General features: G+C 71.7%; 10 protein-coding genes. 6 read left to right on the top strand and 4 right to left on the bottom strand.

Annotated elements, in window-relative coordinates; translation table 11 throughout:
• The first annotated feature begins 87 nt into the window (after positions 1 to 87).
• The 4 genes from ACWD5F_RS29000 (at position 88) to ACWD5F_RS28985 (ending at position 3884) form a co-directional block, all read left to right on the top strand.
• On the top strand, positions 88 to 684 hold the full coding sequence (locus tag ACWD5F_RS29000) for a dihydrofolate reductase family protein (RefSeq protein ID WP_451258681.1): 597 nt from the start codon (positions 88 to 90) through the stop codon (positions 682 to 684).
• A gap of 79 nt (positions 685 to 763) precedes the next feature.
• Positions 764 to 1696, top strand: coding sequence for a bifunctional helix-turn-helix transcriptional regulator/GNAT family N-acetyltransferase (locus ACWD5F_RS28995; protein ID WP_451258679.1), 933 nt, complete (start codon positions 764 to 766; stop codon positions 1694 to 1696).
• 10 nt (positions 1697 to 1706) lie between these two features.
• Complete coding sequence (locus ACWD5F_RS28990) at positions 1707 to 2507, top strand: sugar phosphate isomerase/epimerase family protein (protein WP_451258677.1); 801 nt, start codon at positions 1707 to 1709, stop codon at positions 2505 to 2507.
• A 120-nt stretch (positions 2508 to 2627) separates the two neighbouring features.
• Positions 2628 to 3884 carry an MFS transporter gene (locus ACWD5F_RS28985; RefSeq protein WP_451258675.1) on the top strand — a complete coding sequence of 419 codons (1257 nt, stop codon included), beginning with the start codon at positions 2628 to 2630 and terminating at the stop codon, positions 3882 to 3884.
• A 142-nt stretch (positions 3885 to 4026) separates the two neighbouring features.
• Here the strand turns inward: ACWD5F_RS28985 and ACWD5F_RS28980 are convergent, their stop codons facing one another.
• A complete protein-coding gene (locus ACWD5F_RS28980) occupies positions 4027 to 4665 on the bottom strand; it encodes a GNAT family N-acetyltransferase (protein ID WP_451258673.1) in 639 nt (212 codons plus the stop codon).
• Positions 4666 to 5200: 535 nt separating this feature from the next.
• On the opposite strand from ACWD5F_RS28980, the gene ACWD5F_RS28975 reads away from it, so the two are divergent.
• Both ACWD5F_RS28975 and ACWD5F_RS28970 read left to right on the top strand, forming a co-directional pair.
• Positions 5201 to 6985 carry a glycoside hydrolase family 3 protein gene (locus ACWD5F_RS28975; protein WP_451258671.1) on the top strand — a complete coding sequence of 595 codons (1785 nt, stop codon included), beginning with the start codon at positions 5201 to 5203 and terminating at the stop codon, positions 6983 to 6985.
• Between the two features lie 135 nt (positions 6986 to 7120).
• Positions 7121 to 7768 carry a hypothetical protein gene (locus ACWD5F_RS28970; RefSeq protein ID WP_451258670.1) on the top strand — a complete coding sequence of 216 codons (648 nt, stop codon included), beginning with the start codon at positions 7121 to 7123 and terminating at the stop codon, positions 7766 to 7768.
• 48 nt (positions 7769 to 7816) lie between these two features.
• Here ACWD5F_RS28970 and ACWD5F_RS28965 read toward each other — a convergent pair whose 3' ends face one another.
• From ACWD5F_RS28965 to ACWD5F_RS28955, 3 genes are all read right to left on the bottom strand, one after another.
• Positions 7817 to 9235, bottom strand: coding sequence for a S28 family serine protease (locus ACWD5F_RS28965; RefSeq protein WP_401726776.1), 1419 nt, complete (start codon positions 9233 to 9235; stop codon positions 7817 to 7819).
• 99 nt (positions 9236 to 9334) lie between these two features.
• Positions 9335 to 9724 (bottom strand): hypothetical protein, encoded by a 390-nt coding sequence (locus tag ACWD5F_RS28960; protein ID WP_451258668.1) that lies wholly within the window; start codon positions 9722 to 9724, stop codon positions 9335 to 9337.
• A gap of 90 nt (positions 9725 to 9814) precedes the next feature.
• Positions 9815 to 13534 carry an ABC transporter ATP-binding protein gene (locus ACWD5F_RS28955; RefSeq protein ID WP_451258667.1) on the bottom strand — a complete coding sequence of 1240 codons (3720 nt, stop codon included), beginning with the start codon at positions 13532 to 13534 and terminating at the stop codon, positions 9815 to 9817.
• Positions 13535 to 13652 lie beyond the last annotated feature (118 nt).

Genomic DNA, 13652 nt, shown 5'->3' with positions numbered 1-13652 from the left:
GCGTGGGAGCGATGATTTCCGTGGCAGCCGCCGGTCTTCATGGCCGTGACGCCCGGACGCGGCGTCCATTACGGAGGAGTAAGTCCCATGCGCATCGTGGTCAGTGAGTTCATCAGTCTCGACGGAGTCGTACAGGCCCCCGGCGGTCCCGAGGAGGACACCGACGGGGGGTTCGCGCATGGTGGGTGGTCGCATCCGTATTTCGATCCGGAGGTGGTCGGCGGGGCCTTCGCCGCGGGGCTGGAGCGGGCCGAGGCGCTGTTGTACGGGCGTCGGACGTATCTGACGATGGCGGGGGCGTGGCCCGAGCGGGCCGGGGATCCGTTCGCCGACCGGCTCAACTCGATGAAGAAGTACGTCGTGAGCGACAGCCTCGGCGACGGCGAACTGGCCTGGAACAACACCGAGCGGATCCCCGGCGCCGACGCCCTCGCGCGGATCAGCGAGCTGCGGGAGAGCGAGGGTGGCGACCTGGCGATGATGGGGAGCCCGACGCTCGTGCGGGCGCTGCTCGGCGCGGGGCTCGTCGACGAACTGCAGCTCATCCTGATGCCCGTGCTGCTCGGCGGCGGCAAGTCCATCTGGCCGGACGACAACGTCAAGCGGGGGTTCGAGCTCGTCTCCACCGTCGCGGGGAAGACCGGCGTCCAGGTGTGCGTCTTTCGGCCGGCCGCCGAGGGGTAGCCGCCGGAGGCGCGGGGGTCGTAGGCTCGGTCCGACGGGATCTCTGACTGAGTCAACTATCACCCAGGGGGCGACCACCATGACCGTCCAGGACATCCGCGCCTTCAACCGCTTCTACACGAACGTCATCGGCGCCCTCGACTACAGCCGCCACCTCTACGCCCCCTACACCCTCACCGAGTCCCGCGTCCTGTACGAACTCGCCCACTCCCCGCGCACCGACGCCGCCGACCTGCGCGGGGAACTGGGCCTGGACGCCGGGTACTTGAGCCGGATCCTCAACAAGTTCGAGCAGGACGGGCTGATCGAGCGGGTGCCGTCCAGGGAGGACACGCGGCGCCGGCACATCACCCTCACCGCGCACGGGCGCGAGACCGCCGCGCTGCTCGCCGAGCGTGCCAACGAATCCGTCGGCACGCTCCTCTCCGGCGTGCCGGCCGCCGACCGGCCCCGGCTGTCGGAGGCGATGCGCACCGTCCGGGACATCCTCTCCGAGGGCCGGCGCCCCCGCCGCGAGGACGTCCTGCTGCGCGAGCCCGGACCCGGTGATCTGGGGTGGATCGTGCAGCGCAACGCCGCGCTGTACGCGGCCGAGTACGGGTTCAACGCCGACTACGAGGGGCTCGTGGCCCGGATCGTCGCCGACTTCGCCGAGGACCACGATCCGCATCTGGAGCGGGTGTGGGTGGCCGAGCTGGACGGGCGGGCGGTGGGGAGCGTGATGTGCGTGCGCGACGACGCCCCGGGCACCGCGCGGCTGCGGCTGCTGCTCGTCGAGCCCGACGCCCGCGGCCTCGGCATCGGCGACCGGCTCGTCGGCGCCGTCGTCGACTTCGCGCGCGGGGTCGGCTACCGCGATCTCGTCCTGTGGACCAACGACGTACTGACCGCCGCCCGCCACGTCTACCAGCGCCGCGGCTTCGTCCTGGTCGCCGAGAAGCCGCACCGGTCGTTCGGAAAGGACCTGATCGGACAGGACTGGCGCCTGGACCTGCACGGGACGGGCGAGTGAGAGTAGAGGCATGAGACTGGCGTTCTCCACCCTCGGCGTCCCCGGCCTGCCCGTCACGGACGTAGTCCGGCTCGCGGCCACCCACGGCTACCACGGCGTGGAGCTGCGCGCCCACCCGGAGGAACCGGTGCACCCCGGCCTCGACGTCGACGAACGGGCCGACGTGGCCGCCGAGTTCAAGGCCGGCGGCATCGACGTCCTCGGCATCGCCGGGTACGCGCGCGTGGCGGCGCCCGGCGACGACGGGCCGGTGATCGAGGAGGTCCGCCGCCTGGTCGACCTCGCCCGCGACCTCGGCGCCCCCTACGTCCGGGTCTTCCCCGGCGGCGGCCACGAGCAGACCCGCGAGCGCGCCGACGCGACGGCGGCCCGCAGGCTCGGCACGGCCGCGGAGTACGGCGCCGACCTCGGCGTACGCATCCTGCTGGAGACGCACGACTCGCACCGCACCGGCGCCGACGCGATCCGCGTCCTGGGCCGGGTCGGCCACCGCAACGCCGGCGCGCTCTGGGACGTCATGCACACCTGGCTCGGCGGCGAACAGCCCTCCGAGTCCTACGCCGCTCTCGCCCCGTTCCTCGGCTATGTCCAGGTCAAGGACATCGCCTCCGCCGACGACACCACCCCGCTCCCCCTCGGCGCCGGCGTGCTGCCCCTCGCCGAGTGCGTGGAGGTGCTCTCCCGGCACGGCTGGGACGGGTGGCTGTGCTGGGAGTACGAGAAGCGGTGGTACGAGGAGGCCGCGCCGCTCGACGGGCTGCTGGCGGCCGGACACGACCACCTCTGCCGGCTCCTCAACGACTCGGCGTAGGCCTCCGGCGAGGGCTGGGTACGAGGCACGGCCGCCGGATAAATCGCTGGCGGGCACCCGGTCCGGGTTCTAGGGTCCCCGGGTGACCCCGCACCCCGCTCCGTACCCCGCCATGCCCTCATGAGCCCCACCGGCCCCACGGGCCTCGGCCGTGCCTTCATCGACGTCCGGCCCTTGCGGACCTCGCCCGTCTTCCGGCGGCTGCTGTTCGGGCGGACGGTGTCCACGCTCGGCAGCTTCATGACCATGGTCACCGTCATGTACCAGGTGTGGGACATGACCCACAGCTCGATGTGGACCGGGGCGGTGGGGGTGGCCCAGGCGGTGCCGATGGTCGGGGTCAGCCTGTTCGCGGGGGCCTGGGCCGACCGGACCGACCGGCGCCGGATGTACCTCACGGGAACCGTCGGCTCGGCGGTGTGCTCCGCGCTGCTCACCGTGCAGGCCTTCACCGGGCATGTGCACGTGGTCGTCGTCCTCGTGCTCGTCGCGGTGCAGACGTCGTTCTCCGCGCTCGGCGCCCCCGCGGCGGGCGTGTTCGTGCCGCGGCTGCTGCCCAAGGACCAGGTGGCCGCAGGCCTCGCCCTCCAGCAGGTCACCGGCCTGACGATGATGCTGGTCGGCCCGGCCGTGGCGGGCGTGGTGCTCGGCTGGTGGGGCATCGGTGCCTGCTACCTGCTGGACACCCTCAGCTTCGGTGCGTCCTTCTACGGCGCCTTCGGCCTGCCCGCGCTCCCGCCCGACGGCGAGAAGTCACGACCGGGGGTGCACGGCGTCCTGGACGGACTGCGCTTCCTGATCGCCCACCGGGCGGTGCGCGGCGCGCTGCTCACCGACTTCGCCGCGACCGTCCTGTCCTTCCCGGTCAGCCTCTTCCCGCTGGTCAACGCCGAGCGTTTCGGCGACGACCCGCGCACGCTGGGTCTGTTCCTGTCGGCGCTCGCGGTGGGTGGTGTCACCGCGACAGCTCTGTCGGGGCCGGTCACCCGGTTCGCCCGGCCCGGGCTCGTGATGCTGATCGGGGCGGGGGTCTGGGGCGCCGCACTCGTCGCGTTCGGTCTCTCCACCAGCCCCTGGCTCGGCCTGGGCCTGCTCGTCGTGGCCGGCGCCGGCGACTCCGCCTCCGTGCTCGCCCGCTCCACGATCGTGCGGATCCACACCCCGGACGCGCTGCTCGGCCGGGTCACCGCGGCGGAGATGATCGTCGGCCAGGCGGGCCCCAACCTCGGCAACGTCCGCGGCGGCCTCCTCGCCGGCTGGACCTCCGGCACGGTCTCCCTCGTCACCGGCGGCTTGATGTGCCTGGCGGCGGTGGGAGCGGTGGCCGCGACGACACCGGAACTGCGGACGGAACCACCCCGACCCGCCACGCCCTGAGCAGACTCCCTGCACGGGTACCGACCCCGGCACGTCCCGAGCAGACTCCCTGCACGGGTACAGACCCCGCCACACCCTGAGCAGACGCCCAACACCGCACCGGTACCTGCACCGGCACCGGCACCGGCACCCGCACCGATACCTACCCCCGCACCCCGCTCACCCGCCGCCGCGCCACCCGCGCCTCGAGCCTCCCCCGGCACTCCGGCCACTCCTCCGCCGTCACCGAGTAGATCGCGGAGTCCCGCAACCGCCCGTCCTCCCCCGGCGCCCAGGACCGCGACCAGTTCCTCAGTACGCCCTCGAAGCGGGCGCCGACGCTCTCGATGGCCGCGCGGGAGCGGCTGTTGCGAGCGTCCGTCTTGAGGTCGACGCGGGCCACGCCCCACTCCTCGAAGGCGTGCCGGAAGAGCAGCAGCTTGGCCTCGGAGTTGACGCCCGTGCCCTGCGCGGAGCGCGCCAGCCAGGTGAACCCGACCTCCACCGCGTCGAGTCGGTCCTCCGCCAGCCAGGACCGCGGCTCCCAGTACGAGGTCGCGCCCACCGCCCGCCCGGTGGCGAGGGACACCTGCGCGTACGGCGCGAGCCGTCCCGTCGCCGCGCGGGCGAGCTGCGCGTCGATGTACGCCCCCACCTCGTCCGCCCGCGGCACCCACGTGAACGCGTAGGTGTCCCGGTCCTCCTCGGCCGCCACCGCGAGATCGGCCGCGTGCCGCTGCTCCAGCGGCTCCAGGCGCACCGACTCGCCCACCAGGACCGGCCCCCGCAACTCGAAGGTCACCCGCGACTCCCCCTCATCACCGCGCCCGCGACTCCGCGAACGCCCCATGGAAACGCGGGAGAGTCTTCCCTACGGGCCCCGGGGCGTCGAACGAGATTCCGGGCGCCCGGAGTCCGGTCACCGCGCGCGGACCCGCCCGCTGCTCGTGTCGTCGGGGGCGCAGAGGGCGTACGCACTCTGCGGGAGCCGTGGTCCAAGGTCACGACCCACCCGTCTCGTTGGACCCTGCGTCACCAACTTCCGGGAATCGACGGGAAGGCGGGAACCCGGGCCGACTACGGTTCGTCCAACCCCCGAGCTGCCGGATGAGTCCCGTGGTGCGGTGTCGGCCCTCGCTGCTGGCTGCGATCGCTGACCTACCCTCTCCGCCGTGCCACGGCCGGTAGATGCCGTCATCGGCGCGCCCCCCTCCAACAGCGCCGATGGCGGCCCCTCTTCACGTACCGTGCGCACTCCCTTGACTGGCAGAAACTTCCCGGATATTGCTGACTCCTCGGAAGTTTCCTTCAAAGGATCACCTCCGGAAGGAGCGCACGTGCCCTCCAGACGCACCGTCCTCACCGCGACCATGGGCGTCACCGCGTCCCTCGCGATCGGTGGCACCGCCCATGCCGACGACAAGAAACTCCGCTCCCTGATCTCCCGTATGACCCTGCCCGAGAAGGTCGGCCAGCTCTTCGTCATGCGGGTCTACGGCCACTCCGCCACCGCCCCCGACCAGGCCGACATCGACGCCAACCTGAGCGAGATCGGCGTGCGCACGGCCGCCGAGCTGATCGCCAAGTACCGGGTCGGCGGCATCATCTACTTCACCTGGGCGCACAACACCCGGGACCCGCACCAGATCGCCGGCCTCTCCAACGGCATCCAGAAGGCCTCCCTCAAGCAGCCGCGCGGACTGCCCGTCCTCGTCGCCACCGACCAGGAGCACGGCATCGTGTGCCGCGTCGGGGCACCCGCCACCCTCTTCCCCGGCGCGATGGCGATCGGCGCCGGCGGCTCCCGCGCCGACGCCCGCACGCTCGGCCGGATCTCCGGCGCCGAACTGCGCGCGATGGGCATCAACCAGGACTACTCCCCCGACGCCGACGTGAACGTCAACCCGGCCAACCCGGTCATCGGCGTCCGCTCCTTCGGCGCCGACCCCGATGCGGTGGCGGAGCTGGTCGCCGCCGAGGTGAAGGGGTACCAGAGCAGTCGGGTGGCGGCGACCGCCAAGCACTTCCCGGGGCACGGCGACACCGCCGTCGACAGCCACTTCGGCTTCCCGGTCATCACGCACAGCCGCGCACTGTGGTCGACGCTGGACGCGGTGCCCTTCCGGGCCGCCATCGACGCCCGGATCGACTCGATCATGACCGCCCACATCATGGTCCCGGCGCTCGACGACTCCGGCGACCCGGCCACCCTCTCCCACCCGATCCTCACCGGCATCCTGCGCGGGGAGCTCGGCTACGACGGGGTGGTGATCACCGACTCGCTGGGCATGGAGGGCGTACGGCAGAAGTACGGGGACGACCGCGTGCCCGTGCTCGCCCTGAAGGCGGGCGTCGACCAGCTGCTCAACCCGCCCTCCCTCGACATCGCCTGGAACGCGGTGCTGAACGCCGTGCGGGACGGGGAGTTGACGGAGGCGCGGCTCGACGAGTCGATCCTGCGGGTGCTGCGGCTGAAGGCGCGGCTGCGGCTGTTCGAGGAGCCGTACGTCCGGCAGGGCGATGTGGACCGGGTGGTCGGCACCCGGTCGCACCTGGCGACGGCCGACCGGATCGCGGAGCGGACGACGACCCTGCTGGTCAACGAGGGCGGGCTGCTGCCGCTGTCCCACGGGACGCACAAGAAGGTGCTCGTCGTCGGCGCGGATCCCGCCTCCCCCTCCGGCACCACCGGGCCGCCGACCGGCGTGCTCGCCGCCGCGCTCACCGGGCTCGGCTTCACCGCCACCGCGCTGTCCACCGGCACCGCTCCCTCCGCGGCCACGATCGCCAAGGCGGTCGCGGCGGCCAAGGACGCGGACGCGGTGGTCGTGGGCACGTACAACGTCGCGGCGGCCGACGCCCAGACGAAGCTGGTCGAGCAGCTGGTGGCGACCGGGAAGCCGGTGGTCGCGGTCGCGATCAGGAATCCGTACGACGTGGCCCGGCTGCCGTCCGTGCGGGCCGTCCTGGCGGCCTACTCGTGGACCGACGTCGAACTGCGGGCCGCCGCGCGGGTGATCGCCGGCCGGGTGGCACCGCGCGGAAAGCTGCCGGTGGCGGTGCAGCAGGCGGACGATCCCACGAAGGTGCTGTACCCCGTCGGACACGGACTGTCGTACTGAGCCCTGGACGGCGGGCGTAGGGGGTGTACGCCACACAACCGGCGTACACCCACCAATCGGCCCGAAGCACCCCGTTTGTCTGGCGTGTGCCCGCTGTGGCGGGTCACGCTGGGCGGGGGTACCGGGGGGTTCACGATGCGTGAGAGAAGTTCTGTGGGGGTGGTCTGCGCACTGGTGGCACTGCTCGCTGCCCTGGTGTCGGGCTGCGACGTCCTGTCGGCGTCCGGTTCGGAGGGCGGCGACGCGAGCGCGGTGCCCACCGCGACGGTGTCGGCGACCGCGAGCCGACAGTCCGGCTACGGGGCGGTGTTCCTCGGGGTCGACGAGTGCAGTTCGTTCGGGAAGACCAGCTTCACCGAGGTGCCGTGCACCAGTGAGCGGGCGGCGGCGCGGGTGGTGGCGCGGTTCGACGGCACGGTGGGCGAGGGTCCGCTGTGCCCGGCGACCACGGACTTCGTGCTGCACATCAGCGAGCAGAGCCCGTCCTCCGACGAGGACGGCGACGGCTCGGTGCCGCAGGGGTACGCCTGCATGCGCAACCTGGAGCCGCCGCATCCCGGCGACCCGGGCGGCGGGGGCGGTCCGCGCACCATCGTCGGCGACTGCGTCTACGGCTCCGGCGACGGGCAGGTCCGCGAGACGGCGTGCGACGGCAGCGGCCGGAAGAAGCCGCAGTACAAGGTGGTGAAGGCGGTCGCCAAACGGGCACAGTGCCCGGCGGCGACGGCCCTGTACGTGCAGCTGGAGGGCGAGGAACGGGTGGGCTGCGCCCGGCCGGTGTGATCGACGGCCGGGCGCAGCCCGGGAGTTACGGGTGTGACCGGTGCGGTGCTACGGGCGCAGCGCCGGCTCGCGCTCCACGTCCCGTACGTCCAGCTTCTTGTCGAACTTCGCCAGCGGCTTGGCCTGCGCCGTGGTGGCGGCGGGGACGCCGGCCCAGGCGAGGATCCGCGCGGTGGCGAGCGCCTTCTGGTCGGCGACGAGACCGGCCACGTTGGCGCCGTGGTTCAGGCCGGGCGCGGTGAAGACGTACGAGTCCTTCGCCCCCTTGCCTGCGGCGAAGCGCTCCGCGCCCCACGGGTCGTTCTGGCCGTAGACGAAGAGCATGTGGCGGGCGTTGTGCTTGACCCACGAGTCGACGTCACGCATCGCGGACGGCTGGAACTTCATCGGGATCGAGCGCGGCACGAAGTTCCGCGGCGGCTGGTAGCCGTAGCGGATGTACTTCTTCTCGATGTACGGGAAGTGGATCGTGGGCGCGCCCAGCTGGGTGCCCGCCTGGTAGTAGTACGGCGTGTACGGCTCCAGGCCCTGGTCGGTGTAGAAGGAGAAGCCGGAGATCGTGTCGACCGAGGTCCAGATCGCGTCGTCGGTCGCGTTCTTGGCGTCGGCCGGGATGTCGGCGCAGTCCGAGAGCAGGCTGTACTGCCAGAAGCCCCAGACGTAGTCGAGCACGACGGCCTCGTAGGCCTTGTCGAGGCTGCCGACCGTGTTGAAGGTGAAGCCCTCGGCGGCGGCGTAGTCCGCGTACTTCTTCTCCAGCGACTCGCGGCGCACAAGCGCCTCGCGCTGCACGGCGTTGAGGCGGTCGCGGCACTCCTTGGTGCCGACCTTGGTGAAGAAGCGGTCGTAGGCCGAGTCCTCGTTGTTCACCACGTCGTTGGGGGCGACGTACGCGACGACGCCGTCCATGTCCTTGGGGTAGAAGCGCTCGTAGTACGTGGCGGTCATGCCGCCCTTGGAGCCGCCCGTGGAGACCCAGTTCTTGGCGTAGATCTTCTTCAGCGCCTTGAAGATGCGGTGCTGGTCGCTGGCGGCCTGCCAGATGTCCAGCTTGCTCCAGTCGGCCGGGGCCGGCCGGGACGGGGTGAAGTAGCGGTACTCCATGGAGACCTGGTTGCCGTCCACGATCTGGGTCGGCTCGCGGCGGCTGGGCGTCGTGGAGACGTTGTAGCCGCCGGTGTAGAACACCGTCGGGCGGCTGACGTCCTTGTGCAGCACGGTGATCCGCTGCTGGAAGGTGCCCTTGGACGGGTGCCGGTGGTCGACCGGCTGGGTGTAGTTCAGGACGAAGAAGCGGTAGCCGGTGTACGGCTTCTCCTCGATCAGGCTCATCCCCGGTATGGAGAGCAGCCGATCCTTGATGTCGGTCGTGCCGCCGGTCGGCTGGGCGGCGGTGGCCGCCCCGGCCGTGCTCAACGTGCCTATCAGCACGGTGAGCGCCAGCAGCCATCTGAGCGCCTTGCGCATGCACACTCCCCTGTGAGTACAGCTGTCCGCCGGAAGCTAGTCGAGCAACCGGCGTCCGCACCAGGGGAGTTCAAGAAAAGCTTGTAGGAAAGCCGCGAATCAGCAAAGAATCCAGCCCGAACTGACCGAACCCCGGCCCACCGAACCCTTGATCCACACACAGCGGTGTCCGGCGTGCACGGTGACCGGACCGGCGTGGTGGGTGTACTTCCCCTTGTCCACCACGGGCCGGTTGCCGCGCGCCTGCACACTGACCGACATGGTCCGCTTGGCGCCGCTGGACGTCTCGGGGAAGGTGACGGCACAGACGTATCCGCTGCGCTTGTAGACGTGCACGACGCCGGTGGAGAACGGCAGGTCCCGCACCTTGTGCCCGCCGCAGTACGCGGCGCCCTGGGCACTGGCGGGCGTGGCGAGCGCGAGCACCCCGGACGCGGTCAGCACGGCCGTGCCGAGCGCGAACCACCTCCGCATCGCACCTGTGTCCACTGTCGTCCCTCCCGTACCGCCGCCGGCCGACCCGTCGATGAGCGTACGGGTGTACGGACGCACGACGTATGTCGGATGGTTGCGCGACCGTCAGCGAACCGCCCCGACCGGCTCCTCCGGCTCGGACTGACCGACGAAGGTCCGCCACAGCCGGGCGTACCGGCCGTCCAGGGCCAGGAGTTCGTCATGGGTGCCGTCCTCGACGACCATCCCGTGGTCCATCACGACCACGCGGTCCGCGCGGGCCGCCGTGGTCAGGCGGTGGGCCACGACCAGGGTGGTGCGGCGGCCGGTGAGGCGGTCGGTGGCCTGGTTGACCTGGGCTTCCGTGGCCAGGTCCAGGGCCGCCGTCGCCTCGTCCAGGAGGAGGATGTCGGGGTCGACCAGTTCGGCGCGGGCCAGGGCGATCAGCTGGCGTTGGCCCGCGGAGAGGTTGCGGCCGCGCTCGGCGACCTCGTGGAGGTAGCCGCCGTCGAGGGTCGCGATCATCTCGTGCGCGCCGACCGCGCGGGCCGCCGCCTCGACCTGGGCGTCGGTGGCGTCCGGGCGGCCGTAGGCGATGGCGTCGCGGACGGTGCCCTGGAAGAGGTACGCCTCCTGCGGGACGACGCCCAGGCGGTGGCGGTACGCGGTGAGGTCGAGGGTGCGCAGATCGGCGCCGTCGACGGTCACCCGGCCGCCCGTGGGGTCGTAGAAGCGGGCCACCAGCTTCACCAGGGTCGACTTGCCGGCGCCCGTCTCGCCGACGAACGCGACCGTCTGTCCGGCCGGGATGCTCAACTCCACGCCGCCGAGCGCCTCTTCGCCCTCCCCGTACGCGAAGTGCACGTCCTCGAAGGCGATCTCGCCGCGGAGCGAGAGGACGTCCAGCGGTTCGGCCGCGGCCTTCGTGGAGGTCGGCTCGCGCAGCAGCTCCTGGATGCGGCCGAGCGAGACCGAGGCCTGCTGGTAGCCGTCGAAGACCTGGGAGAGCTGCTGGACGGGGGCGAAGAACAGGTCGATGTAGAGGAGGTACGCGACCAGCGCGCCGGTGGTGAGCGTGGCGTCGTCGATGCGGCCCGCGCCCGAGATCAGCACCGCGGCGGCCGCCACCGACGACAGCAGCTGGACGAAGGGGAAGTAGATGGAGATCAGCCACTGCCCCCGCGTCCGCGCCGCCCGGTAGCTCGCGCTGCGCTCCGCGAACCGCGCCCCGCCGTCCCGCTCCCGCCGGAACGCCTGCACGATCCTGAGCCCCGACACCGACTCCTGGAGGTCGGCGTTGACCACCGACACCCGCTCACGGGCGAGTTCGTACGCCTTCACGCTCGCCCGGCGGAAGAAGAACGTGGCGACGATCAGGGGCAGCAGCGTCGCGAACACGACGAGTGCGAGCTGGACGTCGATCACCAGCAGCGCGCCCATGATGCCGAAGAAGGTGACGACCGAGACGAACGCCGTGACCAGACCGGTCTGCAGGAAGGTCGAGAGGGCGTCGACGTCCGTCGTCATCCTCGTCATGATCCGGCCGGTCAACTCCCGCTCGTAGTAGTCGAGTCCGAGCCGCTGGAGCTGGGCGAAGATCTTCAACCGCAACGCGTACAGCACGCGTTCGCCGGTACGTCCGGTCATCCGGGTCTCACCGGTCTGCGCCGCCCACTGCACGGCGACGGCGGCCAGCCCGAACAGCGCGGCCGTCCAGACCGCGCCGATCGCCAGCGCGGAGACACCCTGGTCGATGCCGTGCCGGATCAGCACGGGCAGCAGCAGGCTCATGCCCGCGTCCACGGCGACCAGCCCGAGGCTGATCAGCAACGGCCGCCGGAACCCGTGCAGCAGACGTCCGAGACCGTACGACTCCTCCGCCCGCACCGCCCGCGCCTCGTCGATGCCGGGCACGTCGGTCGCGGGCGGCAACGCGTCGACCTGGTCGAGGAGTTCGGGCGTGGCGGGCATCCCGGCCAGCGCGGTGTCCTTGGGCGCGCGGTCACCGGTCCACAGCCGCGGGGTCACTCCGCGCTCGGCGTCGAACTCGGCGTCCAACTCGTCGCGTACGGAGGTGTCCTCGGCCGGCACGGCGGGCAGCGCGTGGCCGGGCGAGACACCGCCCAGCTCGTCGGGGTCGGTCAACAGGCGGCGGTAGAGGGCCGACCGCTCCTGGAGCTCCTCGTGGGTGCCGACGTCCGCGAGGCGGCCGGCGTCGAGGACGGCGATGCGGTCGGCGAGGCCCAGGGTGGAGCGGCGGTGGGCGATGAGGAGGGTGGTGCGGCCCCGCATGACCTCCTTGAGCGCCTCGTGGATCTCGTGCTCCACGCGCGCGTCCACGGCCGAGGTCGCGTCGTCGAGGACGAGGAGCCGCGGGTCGGCGAGGATCGCGCGGGCGAGGGCGACGCGCTGCCGCTGGCCGCCGGAGAGGGTCAGGCCGTGCTCGCCGACCGTGGTGGCGTAGCCCTCGGGGAGCTCGGCGATGAAGCGGTCCGCCTGGGCGGCGCGCGCGGCGGCCTCGATCTCCTCGTCGGTCGCGTCGGGGCGGCCGTAGGCGATGTTGTTGCGGACCGTGTCGGAGAAGAGGAAGGAGTCCTCGGGGACCAGGCCGATCGCGGCGCGCAGCGAGTCGTGGGTCAGCTCGCGGACGTCGTGGCCGCCGACCAGGACGGCGCCGTGCGTGACGTCGTAGAAGCGCGGCAGGAGCAGGGAGACCGTGGACTTGCCGGAGCCGGAGGAGCCGACGACCGCGAGGGTCTCGCCGGCGCGGATCTCGAAGGACAGCCCGTCGAGCACGGGGCGCTCATGGTCGTACCCGAAGGACACGTCGTCGAACTCGACGGTCGCGGGCGCGTCGGCGGGCAGTTCCTTCGTGCCGTCCTTCATGGTCGGCTCGGTGTCGATCAGCTCCAGGACGCGCTCGGTGCCGGCACGGGCCTGCTGGCCGACGGTGAGCACCACGGCGAGCATCCGGACCGGGCCGACGAGCTGGGCGAGGTAGGTGGAGAAGGCCACGAACGTGCCGAGCGTGATGTGCCCGCGCACCGCCAGCCAGCCGCCGAGCGCCAGCATCGCGACCTGCCCGAGGGCGGGGACGGCCTGGAGGGCCGGGGTGTAGCGGCTGTTCAGCCGGATCGTCCGCAGCCGCCCCGCGAACAGCCGCCGCCCGACCTCCCGCAGCTTCCCGGTCTCCTGCTCCTCCTGCCCGAACCCCTTCACCACGCGTACGCCGCTGACGGCGCCGTCGACCACGCCGGCCACGGCGGCGGCCTGGGCCTGCGCGTACCAGGTCGCGGGGTGCAGCTTCGTCCGGCTGCGGCGCGCGATCCACCACAGGGCCGGGGCCACCGCGAGGGCGACCAGGGTGAGCGGCGGGGACAGCCAGGCCATGATCCCGAGCGAGATCACGAAGAGGAGGAGGTTCCCGATGGTCATCGGGAGCATGAAGAGCAGGCCCTGGATCAGCTGGAGGTCGCTCGTCGCGCGCCCGACGACCTGACCGGTGGACAGCTCGTCCTGCCGGCGGCCGTCCAGCCGGGTGATCGTCTCGAACATCTCCGTCCGCAGGTCGTGCTGGACGTCGAGGGCGAGGCGGCCGCCGTAGTAGCGGCGGATGTAGGTGAGGACGTAGACGACCACGGCGGCGGCGATCAGGGCGCCGGCCCAGGGGGCCATGCCTCGGCTGTGGTCGCCGATCACGTCATCGATGATCACCTTGGTGACCAGGGGGACTACGGCCATCACGGCCATGCCGGCCAGTGACGAGCCGAGGGCGAGGACGACGTTCGTCGGATGGCGCCAGGCGTATCCGGCGAGTCGTTTTACCCAGCCCTGCTGTTCCTGCACGCCGGTGCCCTTCGTTGTCTTTCGTACTGATCCACGTACCTGATCCACCGAAGGACACCAACGTCAGCCGAAGCGGATTTCATCCCTCCGCAACAAAGAGAGCAGAAGGGGAAGCCGG

The sequence above is a fragment of the Streptomyces sp. NPDC002499 genome (genome assembly GCF_053595415.1).
The sequence above is the reverse complement of the archived record's forward strand: the minus strand, read 5'-3'. Positions and strand labels throughout refer to the sequence as shown.

Bases quoted from the DNA above. Each gene is read 5' to 3' on its own strand.
- ACWD5F_RS29000 (WP_451258681.1), top strand. From the start codon at position 88: ATGCGCATCGTGGTCAGTGAGTTCATCAGTCTCGACGGAGTCGTACAG.
- ACWD5F_RS28995 (WP_451258679.1), top strand. From the start codon at position 764: ATGACCGTCCAGGACATCCGCGCCTTCAACCGCTTCTACACGAACGTC.
- ACWD5F_RS28990 (WP_451258677.1), top strand. From the start codon at position 1,707: ATGAGACTGGCGTTCTCCACCCTCGGCGTCCCCGGCCTGCCCGTCACG.
- ACWD5F_RS28985 (WP_451258675.1), top strand. From the start codon at position 2,628: ATGAGCCCCACCGGCCCCACGGGCCTCGGCCGTGCCTTCATCGACGTC.
- ACWD5F_RS28970 (WP_451258670.1), top strand. From the start codon at position 7,121: ATGCGTGAGAGAAGTTCTGTGGGGGTGGTCTGCGCACTGGTGGCACTG.
- ACWD5F_RS28965 (WP_401726776.1), bottom strand. From the start codon at position 9,235: ATGCGCAAGGCGCTCAGATGGCTGCTGGCGCTCACCGTGCTGATAGGC.